Genomic DNA, 13,759 nt, shown 5'->3' with positions numbered 1-13,759 from the left:
CTACCCCTTCAGGCGGGCGGCGAGCGCGCGGGCGTTGCGCAGGGCGAGTGCCTGCACCACGCCGATGGGGTGCACCCCGCTCGCCGTCGGCAGCATCGAGGCGTCGGCGATCACCACGTTCGGCACGTCCCACAGCGCGCCCTCGGGGTCCGCCGCGCCGCGCCGCTCCGAGGACGCCATCCGTGCGGTGCTCATCGGGTCCTGCGCGCCCAGGGCGATCTCGCCGACGCCGTACCCGGCCGCGTGCGAGCGCTCGAGGAACTGCTCGACGGCCTGGTCGCCCGGCACGTGATCGCCACCGCGCTGCTGGCCGGTGAAGATCCGCCGCGCGCCGGCGGCCTCGAGGATCCGGACCGCGGTGTCCACGCCGGTGCGCAGGTGCGCCCGGTCGGCCTCCGCCAGGTCGTAGCGCACCGACGGCTCGCCCGCCGCGTCCATCACGACCTCGCCGGCGCCCCGGTCGCGCAGCACGGCGCGCACGATCGACAGGTGCGGGAACTGCCGCATCACGTTGAGGTGCTCGACGGGGTTGCGCCACGGGACGAAGCTCGCGGCGAGCGCGGGCGTGAGCGGCGCGCTCTCGTAGCGCACGCCGAAGCCGTTGCCGTCCAGGTTCGCGTGCGCATCGCTCAGGCGGGTCGACGGTGCGCCCTCCCACGGGCTGACGGCCTCGCCGAACAGGCCGACGGCCGTCGCCGTCGGGTGCAGGTGCAGGTGCTTGCCCACGTGCGGCCCGCCGATCCCCGACCGGGCGAGCAGTGCCGGCGTCTGGAACCCGCCCGCCGCGACGACCACGGCGCTGCAGCGCACCGTCAGCCACGAGCCGCCGGAGGTGCGCGCGATGACGGTGCGGGCGCGACCGCCCTGCGTCTCGATCGAGCGGGCCTGCGCGCCGGTCACGATCCGGGCGCCCTTCTTCTCGGCGTCGCGCAGCCACGTGCGGCTCGCGTCCTGCTTGCCGGCGACCCGGCTGTACGGGCCCCAGCGGCCGTCGGTCTCGGCGTCGTCGGTGCGACTGACCGTGCGCACCGGCAGATCCAGCGCGCGGCAGCCCTTCTCCAGGATCAGATCGCGGGGCGACGGGGTGCCGGCCGCCTCGGCGACCCCCGAGCGATGCCAGACCTCGGAGAGCGCGGCGTCGAGCGCGGGCCCGGTCTCGATCCCGCGCGCGGCCCAGTCGGCGCGCACCTCCTCGGGCGGGAGGAAGTAGCCGCCGTACGAGACGGCGGTGCCGCCGCCGAGGCACCGCGCGGTCAGCAGGTAGGACTGCGCGTTCTCGGTCCAGAACGGGCCCGGCGCGTACAGCTGCCCCAGGCTGTCGAGGTCGGAATCGCCCGCCTCCGTGGGTGAGACGTAGTCCCCGCGCTCGAGCACCAGCACGTCGAGGCCGGCCTCCGCCAGCGCGGCGGCGGCCACGGCGCCGCCGGCGCCCGAGCCGATCACCACCACGTCGCACGCGGTGGCGGCGTCGATCTCGTAGCGTGCGGGGGAGAGGGGGCGCTGCGCGCGCAGCGCCCGGGCCCGGGGCTTGCGGAGCGGGGCCTGCCGCGGATAGCCGATCCCGGCCATCAGCTCGGCGCCGGGCCCGTGCTCGCCGTCGGCGCCGCCGGCCGCGTAGTACGCGAGCAGGGCGATGTTGCGCAGCCGTTTGAAGAGCATCCGTTTCTGGACGAAGCGCGACCGGGACAGGTCGACGAGCACGCGCTCGCGATCGGCGGGCGAGAGGTCGGCGAACCGCTGCCCGCGGGTGCCCAGCACGGTGGTGCAGAACACCCGGTTGTCGAACAGCGACAGCGACTGCGAGAGCGTGACCCCGTCGCTGTCGCGGGGGCTGCGGTCGGCATAGGAAACGGCCAGGTCACCGGCCCGTAGGTCGCTCGCGGACGGGATGGCCACCCCGTCTCCCGGGGCGAAGGCGTCGACGATGGCGGACAGCGTGGTGCGTTGCCTGGTCGACAATTCCATGACCTGAACGTACTGGTATGCTTCGTGCTGCATCAAGGCATCCTTTTCAGTCCGTCCAGCGAGGCGGAGCGAGCCGTCCGGAGAGGCGGAGAAGGAGGTCCACGTGGCTCGGGAACTCATGTCCGCGGCCGATGTCACCCGCACGGTGGCACGGATCGCGCATCAGATCATCGAGAAGACGGCTTTGGACACCGCGCAGGCGAGCGGCGGAGCGGATCCCGCTCACCCCCGGGTCGTGATCTTCGGCATTCCCACCCGCGGCGCGGTTCTCGCGGCCCGGCTGGCGGCCGACATCGAGGAGTTCTCCGGCGTGGCCGTGCCCGTCGGCCACCTCGACATCACGCTCTACCGCGACGACCTGCGGCACAAACCCCACCGCCCTCTCGAGCGCACGACCGTGCCGCCCGAGGGCGTCGACGGTGCGCTGGTCATCCTCGTCGACGACGTCCTGTACTCGGGGCGGACGGTGCGCGCCGCCCTCGACTCCCTCCGCGACATCGGCCGGCCGGCCGCGGTGCAGCTCGCGGTCCTCGTCGACCGCGGCCACCGGCAACTGCCCATCCGCGCCGACTACGTCGGCAAGAACATCCCCACCTCCCGCCAGGAGGACGTGCAGGTCCGGCTGCAGGAGAAGGACGGCGAGGACGCCGTGGTCATCTCCGAGCTGCCGGAGAGCGACCCGACGACGAAGGGCGGCGACCAGTGACCCGGCACCTGCTCTCGGCCGCGGACCTCAGCCGCGCCGAGGCCGAGGAGATCCTCGACGAGGCCGACCGGCTGCAGCAGGCGCTGCTCGGCCGCGAGGTCAAGAAGCTGCCCACGCTGCGGGGCCGCACTGTGATGACGGTCTTCTACGAGAACTCCACCCGCACCCGCGTCTCCTTCGAGGTGGCGGGCAAGTGGATGAGCGCGGACGTGATCAACGTCTCCGCCTCCGGCAGCTCCGTCGCCAAGGGCGAGTCGCTGCGCGACACGGCGCTCACACTGCACGCCGCGGGCGCCGACGCGCTGATCGTCCGCCACCCCGCTTCCGGTGCGGCGCAGCAGATCGCGGCGTGGACCAACTCCGCCTCGGCGCTCGGCGGACTGCCGGGCCCCGTCGTCGTCAACGCCGGTGACGGGATGCACGAGCACCCCACCCAGGCCCTGCTCGACGCGCTGACGCTGCGCCAGCGGCTCGGCGGCATCGAGGGACGGCGCGTGGTCATCGTCGGCGACGTGCTGCACAGCCGGGTCGCCCGGTCCAACGCACTGCTGCTGTCCACCCTCGGCGCCGAGGTGGTCCTGGTCGCGCCGCGCACGCTCCTGCCGGTGGGCGTCGAGACCTGGCCGGTCACCGTCGCCGATTCGCTGGAGGCCGAGCTGCCCGGCGCCGACGCGGTGATGATGCTGCGCGTGCAGGCCGAGCGGATGAACGGCGGCTTCTTCCCGAGCGAGCGCGAGTACTCGGTGCGCTACGGCCTCAACCCGCAGCGCGCGGCGCTGCTGCCCGAGCACGCGGTGGTGCTGCACCCCGGACCGATGCTGCGCGGCATGGAGATCGGCTACTCGGTGGCCGACTCGGCGCAGGCCGCGATCCTGCAGCAGGTCAACAACGGTGTGCACGTGCGGATGGCGGTGCTCTTTCATCTGCTGGCCAAGGACGGGGGCTCGGAGTGATCGCGACGCGCGTCTGTGCCACCCTGCCATCTCCTCAGAAGGAAGGTAGCCCCGAATGAGCCTGCTGCTCACCAACGTCCGCCCCTACGGTGAGGGCGATCCGGTCGACGTCGCGATCGCCGGCGGCGAGATCACGGCCATCGGCGCCGGTCTCGCGCCCGCCGAGGGCGCCGAGGTGATCGACGGCGGCGGCAAGGTCCTGCTGCCCGGCTTCGTCGATCTGCACACGCACCTGCGCGAGCCCGGGCGGGAGGACACCGAGACGATCGAATCCGGTTCCGCCGCTGCGGCGCTCGGTGGTTACACCGCCGTCTTCGCCATGGCCAACACCAGCCCGGTCGCCGACTCGGCGGTGATCACCGACCACGTGTACCGGCGCGGCCGGGAGGTCGGCCTCGTCGACGTGCACCCCGTCGGCGCGGTCACCGTCGGCCTGGGGGGCGAGAAGCTCGCGGAGATGGGCATGATGGCCGCCGGTCCCGGCCGCGTCCGGATCTTCTCCGACGACGGCGTGTGCGTCTCCGACCCGCTGCTGATGCGCCGCGCACTGGAGTACGCGGCCTCGCTGGGCGTCGTCATCGCCCAGCACGCCGAGGAGCCGCGCCTGACGCAGGGCGCCGTGGCGCACGAGGGCCCCGAGGCCGCGCGCCTCGGCCTCACCGGCTGGCCCCGCGCCGCCGAGGAGGCGATCGTCGCCCGGGACGCGCTGCTGGCCCGCGACGCCGGTGCGCGCGTGCACATCTGCCACGCCTCCACGGCAGGCACCGTCGAGCTGCTGATCTGGGCGAAGGGCCAGGGCATCGACATCACCGCCGAGGTGACGCCGCACCACCTGCTGCTCGACGACTCGCGCCTGCAGACCTACGACGCGGTGAACCGGGTCAACCCGCCGCTGCGCGAGGCGTCCGACGTGGCCGCGCTGCGGAAGGCGCTGCGGGACGGCGTGATCGACTGCGTCGCCACCGATCACGCGCCGCACGCCGAGCAGGACAAGTGCTGCGAGTTCGCCGCCGCCCGGCCCGGCATGCTCGGACTGGAGACGGCGCTGGCGATCGTCGCGCAGGTCTCCGTGGAGACCGGTGACCTGAGCTGGCGCGACGTGGCCCGGGTGATGAGCGAGAAGCCCGCGCAGATCGCCCGGCTCGACGACCAGGGACGCCCCATCGGCGTGGGCGAGCCCGCCAACCTGACGCTGGTGGACCCGGACCTGGGCTGGACGGTGCGCGCGGACGACCTCGCCAGCCGCTCGCGCAACACCCCGTTCGCCGAGCTGGACTTCCGGGCCAAGCCGGTGCTGACGGTGCTCCGCGGCCGGGTGACCGCGCGGGACGGCGTGGCCGCCGAGCCGGGGACCGGGGTGCGGGCGTGAGCGTCAGCGACCTCGCCACGCTGCTGCTGGTGCTCGTGGTGCTGGCCGGCCTGTTCGGGCTGATGGCGCTGGGCTGGCGCCGGCGCGGGCGCCGGCAGGCGGCCGCGGTGGGCGAGATCCCCAGCACGCCGGAGAAGCTGAGCGAGCTGGTGTTCGGCCCGGTCTCCGGCGTGTACGTCGGCAGCACCGTCGCGCCGCACTGGCAGGACCGGGTCGCGGTGGGGGACTGGGGCTACCGGGCCACGGTGAACCTGAGCCGCTACGCGGACGGCTACCTGATGGAGCGCGGCCGGGGCAACCCGATGTGGATCGCCGACGAGCACCTGGTCGAGGTGCGCCGCGCCTCCAAGCTCGCGGGCAAGGTCATGCCCGGCGACGGCCTGCTGGTACTGCGCTGGGAGCTGCCCACCGGCACCGTCGTGGACACGGGCTTCCGCGCCGACGACAAGACGACGTATCGAAAACTGATGGACGTGAGGGAAAGTTAGATGGCTGCCGACAACAAAGCACTGCTGGTTCTCGAAGACGGAACGGTGCACCGCGGGGTCGAGTACGGCGCCGTCGGCCAGACCCTCGGCGAGGCGGTGTTCTGCACCGCGATGACCGGCTACCAGGAGACCCTGACCGACCCGTCGTACGCGCGGCAGATCGTGGTGGCGACCGCCCCGCAGATCGGCAACACGGGCTGGAACGACGAGGACGACGAGTCCCGGGGCGACAAGATCTGGGTCGCCGGGTACGCCGTGCGCAATCCCACCAGCCGCGTGAGCAACTGGCGCGCCAGCGGCACCCTCGAGGGCGAGCTGGTGGACCAGGGCGTCGTCGGCATCGGCGGCATCGACACCCGTGCCCTGGTGCGCCGCCTGCGCGACCACGGCTCCATGCGCGCCGGGATCTTCTCCGGCGAGGCGCTCGCGCCCGACGCCGAGCTGCTCGACCGGGTGCGCGCGCAGCCGTCGATGAAGGGGCAGAACCTCATCGGCGAGGTCTCCACCGCGCAGGCGTACACCATCGAGCCCGAGGGCGATCCCCGCTTCACCGTGGTCGCGGTCGACCTGGGCATCAAGACCAACACGCCGCGGATGTTCGCCGAGCGCGGCATGCGGGTGCACGTGGTGCCCTCGACGATCACGCTCGACGAGGTGCGCTCGTTCAACCCGGACGGCTTCTTCCTCTCCAACGGCCCCGGCGACCCCGCCACCGCCGAGCACGAGGTGGAGCTGACGCGCGGAGTGCTCGACGCGGGCCTGCCGCTGTTCGGCATCTGCCTGGGAAACCAGCTGCTCGGCCGCGCCTTCGGGCTCGAGACGTACAAGATGAAGTTCGGCCACCGCGGGATCAACATCCCTGTCGTGGAGCACACCACCGGCCGGATCTCGATCACCGCGCAGAACCACGGCTTCGCCCTCGAGGGCGAGCGCGGCGCCGAGTTCGACACCCCGTTCGGCCGCGGCCGCGTCAGCCACGTGTGCGCCAACGACGGGGTCGTGGAGGGCGTCGAGCTGCTCGACGGCCGCGCCTTCTCGGTCCAGTACCACCCGGAGGCCGCGGCGGGTCCGCACGACGCCGCCTACCTCTTCGACAAGTTCGCTCAGATCATGGGAGACAAGTAATGCCGCGCCGCACAGACATCCAGCACGTCCTGGTGATCGGCTCGGGCCCGATCGTGATCGGCCAGGCCTGCGAGTTCGACTACTCGGGCACCCAGGCCTGCCGCGTGCTCCGCGCCGAGGGCCTGCGCGTCTCGCTGGTCAACTCGAACCCGGCGACGATCATGACCGACCCGGAGTTCGCCGACGCGACCTACATCGAGCCGATCACGCCCGAGTACATCGAGAAGGTCATCGTCGCCGAGCGCGACAAGGGCTTCCCGATCGACGCCGTGCTCGCCACCCTCGGCGGCCAGACCGCGCTCAACGCCGCGGTCGGCCTGCACGAGCAGGGCATCCTCGACAAGTACGGCATCAACCTCATCGGTGCCGACTTCGACGCCATCCAGCGCGGTGAGGACCGGCAGAAGTTCAAGGACATCGTCGCCAAGATCGGCGGCGAATCGGCCCGCTCCAAGGTGTGTTTCACCCTCGACGAGTGCAAGGAGACCGTCGCCGAGCTCGGCTACCCGGTCGTCGTGCGGCCGTCGTTCACCATGGGCGGCCTCGGCTCCGGCATGGCCTACGACGAGGCCGACCTGATCCGCATCGCGGGCTCCGGCCTCGCGGCCTCGCCGACGGCGAACGTCCTGATCGAGGAATCGATCCTCGGCTGGAAGGAGTACGAGCTCGAGCTCATGCGCGACGGTCGCGACAACGTGGTGGTCGTCTGCTCGATCGAGAACGTCGACCCCGTCGGCGTGCACACCGGCGACTCGGTCACCGTCGCCCCCGCGATGACGCTCACCGACCGCGAGTACCAGATCATGCGCGACCAGTCGATCGCCATCCTCCGCGAGGTGGGCGTCGACACCGGCGGCTGCAACATCCAGTTCGCCCAGGACCCGCGCGACGGCCGGCTCGTCACCATCGAGATGAACCCGCGCGTCTCGCGCTCCTCGGCGCTCGCGTCCAAGGCCACGGGCTTCCCGATCGCCAAGATCGCCGCGAAGCTCGCCGTGGGCTACACGCTCGACGAGATCCTCAACGACATCACCGGCGAGACCCCGGCGTGCTTCGAGCCGACGCTCGACTACGTGGTGGTCAAGGCCCCGCGCTTCGCCTTCGAGAAGTTCCCGGGCGCCGACGACACCCTCACCACCACGATGAAGTCCGTCGGCGAGGCGATGAGCCTGGGCCGCAGCTTCGCCGAGGCCTTCGGCAAGGTCATGCGCTCGCTGGAGACCAAGCGCCACGGCTTCTGGACGGGCGCCACCGTCGGGAGCGCCGGGAGCACCGCGAGCGGGCTCGATGACGGAGCCACGCTCCAGGAGCTGCTGGAGCAGATCAAGGTCCCCAAGGACGGCCGCTTCTACCTGATCGGGCGCGCCTTCGAGCTGGGCGCCACCGTCGAGCAGGTCTTCGCATCGACCGCGATCGACCCCTGGTTCCTCGAGGAGATCAAGGCCGTCATCGACCTCGGCGCGCAGGTGCGCGACGCGGACCTGACGCCGGACCTGGTGCGGCTGGCCAAGACCCACGGCTTCTCCGACCTGCAGATCGCCGAGCTGCGCGGCACGAGCGAGGACGAGGTCCGCGCCTTCCGCCACGAGCACGGCGTCCGCCCCGTCTACAAGACGGTCGACACCTGCGCCGCGGAGTTCGAGGCGAAGACGCCGTACCACTACAGCAGCTACGAGCTCGACCCGTCGGCCACCAGTGAGGTGGCCCCGCAGACGGATCGGCCCAAGGTGCTCATCCTCGGCTCCGGCCCGAACCGCATCGGCCAGGGCATCGAGTTCGACTACTCGTGCGTCCACGCCGCGCTCACGCTGAGCGAGGCGGGCTACGAGACGGTGATGATCAACTGCAACCCCGAGACGGTCTCCACCGACTACGACACCGCGGACCGGCTCTACTTCGAGCCGCTGACCTTCGAGGACGTGCTCGAGGTCTACCACTCGGAGCAGGCCTCCGGCGAGGGCGGCCCCGGCGTGATCGGCGTCATCGTGCAGCTGGGCGGGCAGACGCCGCTCGGCCTGGCAGCCCGCCTCAAGGCTGCGGGCCTGCCCATCGTCGGCACCTCGCCCGAGGCGATCGACCTGGCGGAGGACCGCGGCGAGTTCGGCCGGGTGCTGACCGAGGCGGGCCTGCCGGCGCCGAAGTTCGGCACCGCCACCACCGCCGACGGTGCCCGCGAGGTCGCCGCCGGCATCGGTTACCCGGTGCTCGTGCGCCCCTCGTACGTGCTCGGCGGCCGCGGCATGGAGATCGTCTACGACGAGCAGGCGCTGCTCGACTACATCTCGCGCGCCACGGAGCTCGCCCCCGACCGCCCGGTCCTGGTGGACCGCTTCCTCGAGGACGCCGTCGAGATCGACGTCGACGCCCTGTGCGACGCCACCGGCGAGGTGTTCATCGGCGGCATCATGGAGCACATCGAGGAGGCCGGCATCCACTCCGGCGACTCGGCCTGCTCGCTGCCGCCGACCACGCTGGGACCCGCAGACATCGACGCCGTGCGCTCCGCCACCGAGGCGCTGGCCCGCGGCATCGGCGTGCACGGCCTGATGAACGTGCAGTACGCGCTCAAGGACGACGTGCTCTACGTGCTCGAGGCCAACCCGCGCGCCTCGCGCACCGTGCCGTTCGTGTCCAAGGCCACCGCGGTGCAGCTCGCCAAGGCCTGCGCCCGGGTCATGCTGGGGCAGACCATCGCCGAGCTGCGCGAGCAGCAGATCCTCCCCGCCGAGGGCGACGGCTCCCAGATGCCGATCGACGCACCCGTGTCGGTCAAGGAGGCGGTGCTCCCGTTCAACCGCTTCCGCCGCGCCGACGGCACCGGGGTGGACTCCCTGCTCTCCCCGGAGATGAAGTCCACCGGCGAGGTGATGGGCGTGGACCGCGACTTCGGCACGGCGTTCGCCAAGTCGCAGACCGCGATCAGCGGCTCGCTGCCCGCGACCGGCAACGTCTTCGTCTCCGTCGCGAACAAGGACAAGCGTGCGCTGATCTTCCCGGTCAAGCGACTCGCGGACCTCGGCTTCACCATCGTGGCGACCGCGGGCACCGCGGACGTGTTGCGCCGCAACGGCGTCGAGGTGGAGACGGTGCTCAAGCACTCGGACGTCATCCCCGAGGGCGAACAGTCGATCGTGGAGAAGATCAAGGCCGGCGAGGTGGGCCTGATCATCAACACCCCGTACGGCAACGCCGGCCCGCGCATCGACGGCTACGAGATCCGTACCGCCGCCGTGCAGGCCTCCGTGCCGTGCGTGACCACCGTGCAGGGCGCCTCGGCGGCCGTGCAGGGCATCGAGGCGGCGCTGCGCGGCGGCATCGGCGTCAAGAGCCTGCAGGACATGCACGCGGCCCTGGTGAACCGGTGACCTTCGCGGCCCGGGTCGCCGAGGCCGTCGCGGCGCGCGGTCGGCTGGTGGTGGGCATCGACCCGCACCCGCCGCTGCTCGCCGCGTGGGGCCTGTCGGACGACGCCGCCGGTGTGCGCGCGTTCGGGCTGCGCTGCGCCGAGGCGTTCGCGGGGGAGGTGGGCTTCATCAAGCCGCAGGTCGCCTTCTTCGAGCAGTTCGGTGCCGCCGGCATGCTCGCCCTCGAGGAGGTCATGGCCGCCTGTCGGGAGGCCGGCGCGGTCGTGATCGCCGACGCCAAGCGCGGCGACATCGGCTCCACCATGGCCGGCTACGCGCGCGCCTGGCTCGGCGACTCGGCGCTGGCCGCCGACGCCGTCACCCTCTCGCCGTACCTCGGCTACGGCTCCCTGCGGCCGGCGATCGACGCCGCCCGCGCCGCCGGGCGCGGCGTCTTCGTGCTAGCGCGCACCTCCAACCCCGAGGGCGCGCAGGTCCAGGCCGACGGGGTCGGCCAGCGCATCGTCGACGACGCCCGGGCGGACAACGCCGACGGGAGCGGCACCGTCGGACTCGTGGTGGGCGCGACCCGCGAGCACGGGCTCGACCTCGACGGGCTGAACGGCCCGATCCTGGCGCCCGGACTGGGGGCGCAGGGCGCCACCCCGGCCGATCTGGCGTCGATCTTCGGCGCGGGCGCGACGGTGCTGCCCAACTCCTCGCGACAGGTGCTCGCCGCCGGGCCGGACACCGCGGCGCTGCGATCCGCGGCGCTGACGGTGCGCGACGAGGTCGAGCGCGCGCTCGGCTGAGCCCGTCGCGGGCCGTTGCCCCGGGGGCTATCGTCGGGGACGTGAACGTCGATGTGACACCGCTCCCCGGCATCGGGGTGCGCAAGGACTTCGAACTCGGCACCGGCAGGCGCGTGGGAGTCGTGGCGCACCGCGACGGCACCGTCGAACTGTTCCTCTCGGAACGCGACGATCCCGACGCGTGCGCGGCGCAGGTCCCGCTCTCCGGTGAGGAGGCGGGCGTGCTCGCCAACCTGCTGGGCGCGCCGCAGCTGGTGAACCAGCTGCGCTCCGAGCAGCGCGAGCTCGAGGGGATCAACACCCGGCAGCTGCCGATCCTGGCGGGTTCTCCCTACGACGGGCGGACGCTGGGGGAGACCCAGATGCGGACCCGGACCAAGGTCTCGCTCGTCGCGGTGATGCGCGCCGGTGAGGTACAGCCCTCGCCGGGGCCCGAATTCGTCTTCACGGCGGGTGATCTGCTGGTGGTGGTCGGAACGGCCGAGGGCATCGAGGCCGCCGCGCAGATCCTGTCGAACGGGTGACGCTCCACCTCGACGAGAACACTGTCGCCCTGATCGAGCTGGGCGCGATCTTCTTCGCACTGGGCTTCCTCGGGCGCACCGCGAGCCGGTTCGGGATCTCGCCGATCCCGCTCTACCTCATCGGCGGCCTGGCCTTCGGCGTCGGCGGGGTGATCCCGCTCGGCGAGGCCAGCGAGTTCAGCCACACCGCCGGCGAGATCGGCGTCGTGCTCCTGCTGCTCATGCTGGGGCTGGAGTACACCGCCACCGAGCTGATCACCGGGCTGCGCCAGTCCTGGCTGGCCGGCGTCCTCGACATCGTTCTCAACGCCACTCCCGGCGTCGTCGTGGCGCTGGTCCTGGGCTGGGGCCCGACGGGCGCACTGGTGCTCGCGGGCGTCACCTACATCTCGTCCTCGGGTATTGCGGCGAAGGTGCTCAGCGACCTCGGGCGCCTCGGCAACCGGGAGACGCCCGTGGTGCTGTCGGTGCTGGTCTTCGAGGACCTCGCGATGGCGGTCTACCTCCCGATCCTGACCGCCATTCTCGCGGGACTGGGCCTCGCCGGTGAGGTCTCCGCGGTGACCATCGCGGTGGTGGTGGTCGGCGTCGTGCTGATCTCCGCCGTGAAGTACGGCCACCGCGTCTCGGCGCTCGTCTACAGCGACGACCGCGAGGTCTTCCTGCTCAAGCTGATCGGTGCGGCCCTGCTCGTCGCGGGCGTCGCCTCCGCCCTGCAGGTGTCGGCGGCCGTCGGCGCCTTCCTGCTCGGGATCGCGATCTCGGGGTCGATCGCGCACGAGGCGACGCGGCTGCTCGAGCCCCTGCGCGATCTGTTCGCGGCACTGTTCTTCGTGGTCTTCGGCCTGAACACCGATCCGCGGGCCATCCCGCCGGTACTGGGCTGGGCGGTCCTCCTCGCGATCGCGACCACGGCGACCAAGCTCGTCACCGGGTGGTGGGCGGCCCGGCGCGTGGGGGTCAAGCGCATGGGCCGCGCGCGGGCCGGCGCGGCCCTGGTGGCGCGCGGGGAGTTCTCGATCGTCATCGCCGGCCTGGCGGTCGCGGCGGGCGCGGTGGACGGCCGCGTGGCCGCGCTGGCGACCACGTACGTCCTGATCATGGCCGTGCTCGGCCCGATCATCGCTCGGTTCGTCGAGCCCGCGGTGCGGCTGGGGGAGCGGGTAGCGGCGCGCGTGCGGGCGACGCCGGCGCCGCCCGCGGGATGAGCGCCGTGCGCCGCCACCGGCGACACGCCCGGCGCGGTTGCGGGGTCCAGGTATTTTCGCAGGTCACATGAGTTTCACCTGTCACAGCCGTGGATCGACTTCGGCGCGATCGAAACGTTCTGAAAGCATTGCGGTACAACGCTTCTCGATTGCAACGCGAGCGTCGGAAGTGTGGTGGCGCCGTCGTGCCGCGAGGACGCCTACAGCACCGCCAAACCGCAGGTGAGAGGGGGGTGGGGTTCCCATCCCGAGCGAAACGTGGGTACCGTCGCAGGAGTCGCAAGTACGCGGCAAAGACCTAGTACATCGAAGACGGAGGAATCGTGGCCCTTCCCCAGTTGACCGACGAGCAGCGCGCCGCTGCTCTGGAGAAGGCAGCTGCCGCTCGCCGCGCACGCGCCGAGCTGAAGAACCGACTGAAGAGCGGCGGCACCACCCTGCAGCAGGTGCTGAAGGACGCCGAGACCGATGAGGTCCTCGGCAAGATGAAGGTCTCGGCCCTGCTCGAGGCCCTGCCCAAGGTGGGCAAGGTCAAGGCTCAGGAGCTCATGACCGAGCTGGAGATCGCCCCCACCCGCCGCGTGCGCGGTCTGGGCGACCGGCAGCGCAAGGCGCTGCTCGAGAAGTTCTCCGCCTGACACGTAGTGTCCGGAGAAATTCCCGCGGGCCGGAGGGGCCGACTGGTTGTACTGGTCGGCCCCTCCGCCGTCGGTAAGTCGTCAGTGGTCGGCCGTCTCCGCTCGGAGGTGCCCGACCTGTTCTTCTCGGTCTCCGCCACCACGCGCGATCCGCGCCCCGGTGAGGTGGACGGCCGGGACTACCACTTCGTCGGTGACCAGGGCTTCGATCGCCTGATCGCCGACGGTGACCTGCTCGAGTGGGCGGAGATCCACGGCGGGCTGCAGCGCTCCGGCACGCCGGCCCGCCCGGTCTACGAGGCGCTCGAGGCCGGGCGCCCCGTTCTCGTGGAGGTCGACCTGGCCGGTGCGGCCAGCGTCAAAGCGGCGCTGCCCGAAGCGGTGACCGTCTTCCTCAGTCCCCCGAGCTGGGACGAGCTCGAGCGCCGGTTGCGCGGCCGCGGCACCGAGAGCGCGGAGAAGATCGCGCGCCGGCTCGAGACCGCGCGGGCCGAAATGGCCACCCGCGACGACTACGACGCGGTCGTCGTGAACGACGACTTGGACCGCGCGGTGTCAGATTTGGTATCCTTGCTGGTCGGCGCCGGCGACAAGCGGGCGTAGCCCGGTCGCGCCCAGCGCGTAGAC

Annotated in this window: 12 protein-coding genes; 11 read left to right on the top strand and 1 reads right to left on the bottom strand. The window is 72.0% G+C overall.

Annotated features, from left to right (window positions below):
• Complete coding sequence (locus tag BLQ62_RS14445) at positions 1 to 1,998, bottom strand: FAD-dependent oxidoreductase (protein ID WP_160126309.1); 1,998 nt, start codon at positions 1,996 to 1,998, stop codon at positions 1 to 3.
• Here BLQ62_RS14445 and pyrR point away from each other — a divergent pair.
• The 11 genes from pyrR (at position 1,997) to gmk (ending at position 13,735) form a co-directional block, all read left to right on the top strand.
• Positions 1,997 to 2,671 (top strand): bifunctional pyr operon transcriptional regulator/uracil phosphoribosyltransferase PyrR, encoded by a 675-nt coding sequence (gene pyrR / locus BLQ62_RS14440; RefSeq protein ID WP_269451340.1) that lies wholly within the window; start codon positions 1,997 to 1,999, stop codon positions 2,669 to 2,671. The genes BLQ62_RS14445 and pyrR overlap by 2 nt on opposite strands.
• Positions 2,668 to 3,624 carry an aspartate carbamoyltransferase catalytic subunit gene (locus BLQ62_RS14435; protein ID WP_068568642.1) on the top strand — a complete coding sequence of 319 codons (957 nt, stop codon included), beginning with the start codon at positions 2,668 to 2,670 and terminating at the stop codon, positions 3,622 to 3,624. The genes pyrR and BLQ62_RS14435 overlap by 4 nt, the downstream gene beginning before the upstream one ends.
• Positions 3,625 to 3,679: 55 nt before the next feature.
• Complete coding sequence (locus tag BLQ62_RS14430; RefSeq protein WP_068568640.1) at positions 3,680 to 4,993, top strand: dihydroorotase; 1,314 nt, start codon at positions 3,680 to 3,682, stop codon at positions 4,991 to 4,993.
• Positions 4,994 to 5,055: 62 nt separating this feature from the next.
• On the top strand, positions 5,056 to 5,481 hold the full coding sequence (locus BLQ62_RS14425) for a PH-like domain-containing protein (RefSeq protein WP_068534198.1): 426 nt from the start codon (positions 5,056 to 5,058) through the stop codon (positions 5,479 to 5,481).
• Positions 5,482 to 6,606, top strand: coding sequence for a glutamine-hydrolyzing carbamoyl-phosphate synthase small subunit (carA, locus tag BLQ62_RS14420; RefSeq protein WP_068568638.1), 1,125 nt, complete (start codon positions 5,482 to 5,484; stop codon positions 6,604 to 6,606). It abuts the gene before it with no gap.
• Positions 6,606 to 9,971, top strand: a complete 3,366-nt coding sequence (carB, locus tag BLQ62_RS14415) for a carbamoyl-phosphate synthase large subunit (RefSeq protein ID WP_068568636.1) — start codon at positions 6,606 to 6,608, stop codon at positions 9,969 to 9,971. Before carA ends, carB begins: the two co-directional genes overlap by 1 nt.
• Positions 9,968 to 10,762, top strand: coding sequence for an orotidine-5'-phosphate decarboxylase (pyrF, locus tag BLQ62_RS14410; RefSeq protein WP_068568634.1), 795 nt, complete (start codon positions 9,968 to 9,970; stop codon positions 10,760 to 10,762). The genes carB and pyrF overlap by 4 nt, the downstream gene beginning before the upstream one ends.
• Positions 10,763 to 10,803: 41 nt before the next feature.
• Complete coding sequence (locus BLQ62_RS14405) at positions 10,804 to 11,286, top strand: cation:proton antiporter regulatory subunit (protein WP_068534023.1); 483 nt, start codon at positions 10,804 to 10,806, stop codon at positions 11,284 to 11,286.
• The gene (locus BLQ62_RS14400; protein ID WP_068568631.1) at positions 11,283 to 12,494 is read left to right on the top strand and encodes a cation:proton antiporter; all 1,212 of its coding nucleotides are present in this window, start codon (positions 11,283 to 11,285) and stop codon (positions 12,492 to 12,494) included. The genes BLQ62_RS14405 and BLQ62_RS14400 overlap by 4 nt, the downstream gene beginning before the upstream one ends.
• A gap of 323 nt (positions 12,495 to 12,817) precedes the next feature.
• The gene (mihF, locus tag BLQ62_RS14395; RefSeq protein WP_068520860.1) at positions 12,818 to 13,132 is read left to right on the top strand and encodes an integration host factor, actinobacterial type; all 315 of its coding nucleotides are present in this window, start codon (positions 12,818 to 12,820) and stop codon (positions 13,130 to 13,132) included.
• Between the two features lie 6 nt (positions 13,133 to 13,138).
• A complete protein-coding gene (gene gmk, locus BLQ62_RS14390; protein WP_082756902.1) occupies positions 13,139 to 13,735 on the top strand; it encodes a guanylate kinase in 597 nt (198 codons plus the stop codon).
• Positions 13,736 to 13,759 lie beyond the last annotated feature (24 nt).

Source organism: Tsukamurella pulmonis (genome assembly GCF_900103175.1).
GTDB classification, from domain to species: domain Bacteria; phylum Actinomycetota; class Actinomycetes; order Mycobacteriales; family Mycobacteriaceae; genus Tsukamurella; species Tsukamurella pulmonis.
The sequence above is the reverse complement of the archived record's forward strand: the minus strand, read 5'-3'. Positions and strand labels throughout refer to the sequence as shown.

Coding starts and splice junctions, on each gene's coding strand:
- carA (WP_068568638.1), top strand. CDS start 5,482: ATGGCTGCCGACAACAAAGCACTGCTGGTTCTCGAAGACGGAACGGTG.
- BLQ62_RS14430 (WP_068568640.1), top strand. CDS start 3,680: ATGAGCCTGCTGCTCACCAACGTCCGCCCCTACGGTGAGGGCGATCCG.
- carB (WP_068568636.1), top strand. CDS start 6,606: ATGCCGCGCCGCACAGACATCCAGCACGTCCTGGTGATCGGCTCGGGC.
- BLQ62_RS14425 (WP_068534198.1), top strand. CDS start 5,056: ATGGCGCTGGGCTGGCGCCGGCGCGGGCGCCGGCAGGCGGCCGCGGTG.
- BLQ62_RS14445 (WP_160126309.1), bottom strand. CDS start 1,998: ATGCAGCACGAAGCATACCAGTACGTTCAGGTCATGGAATTGTCGACC.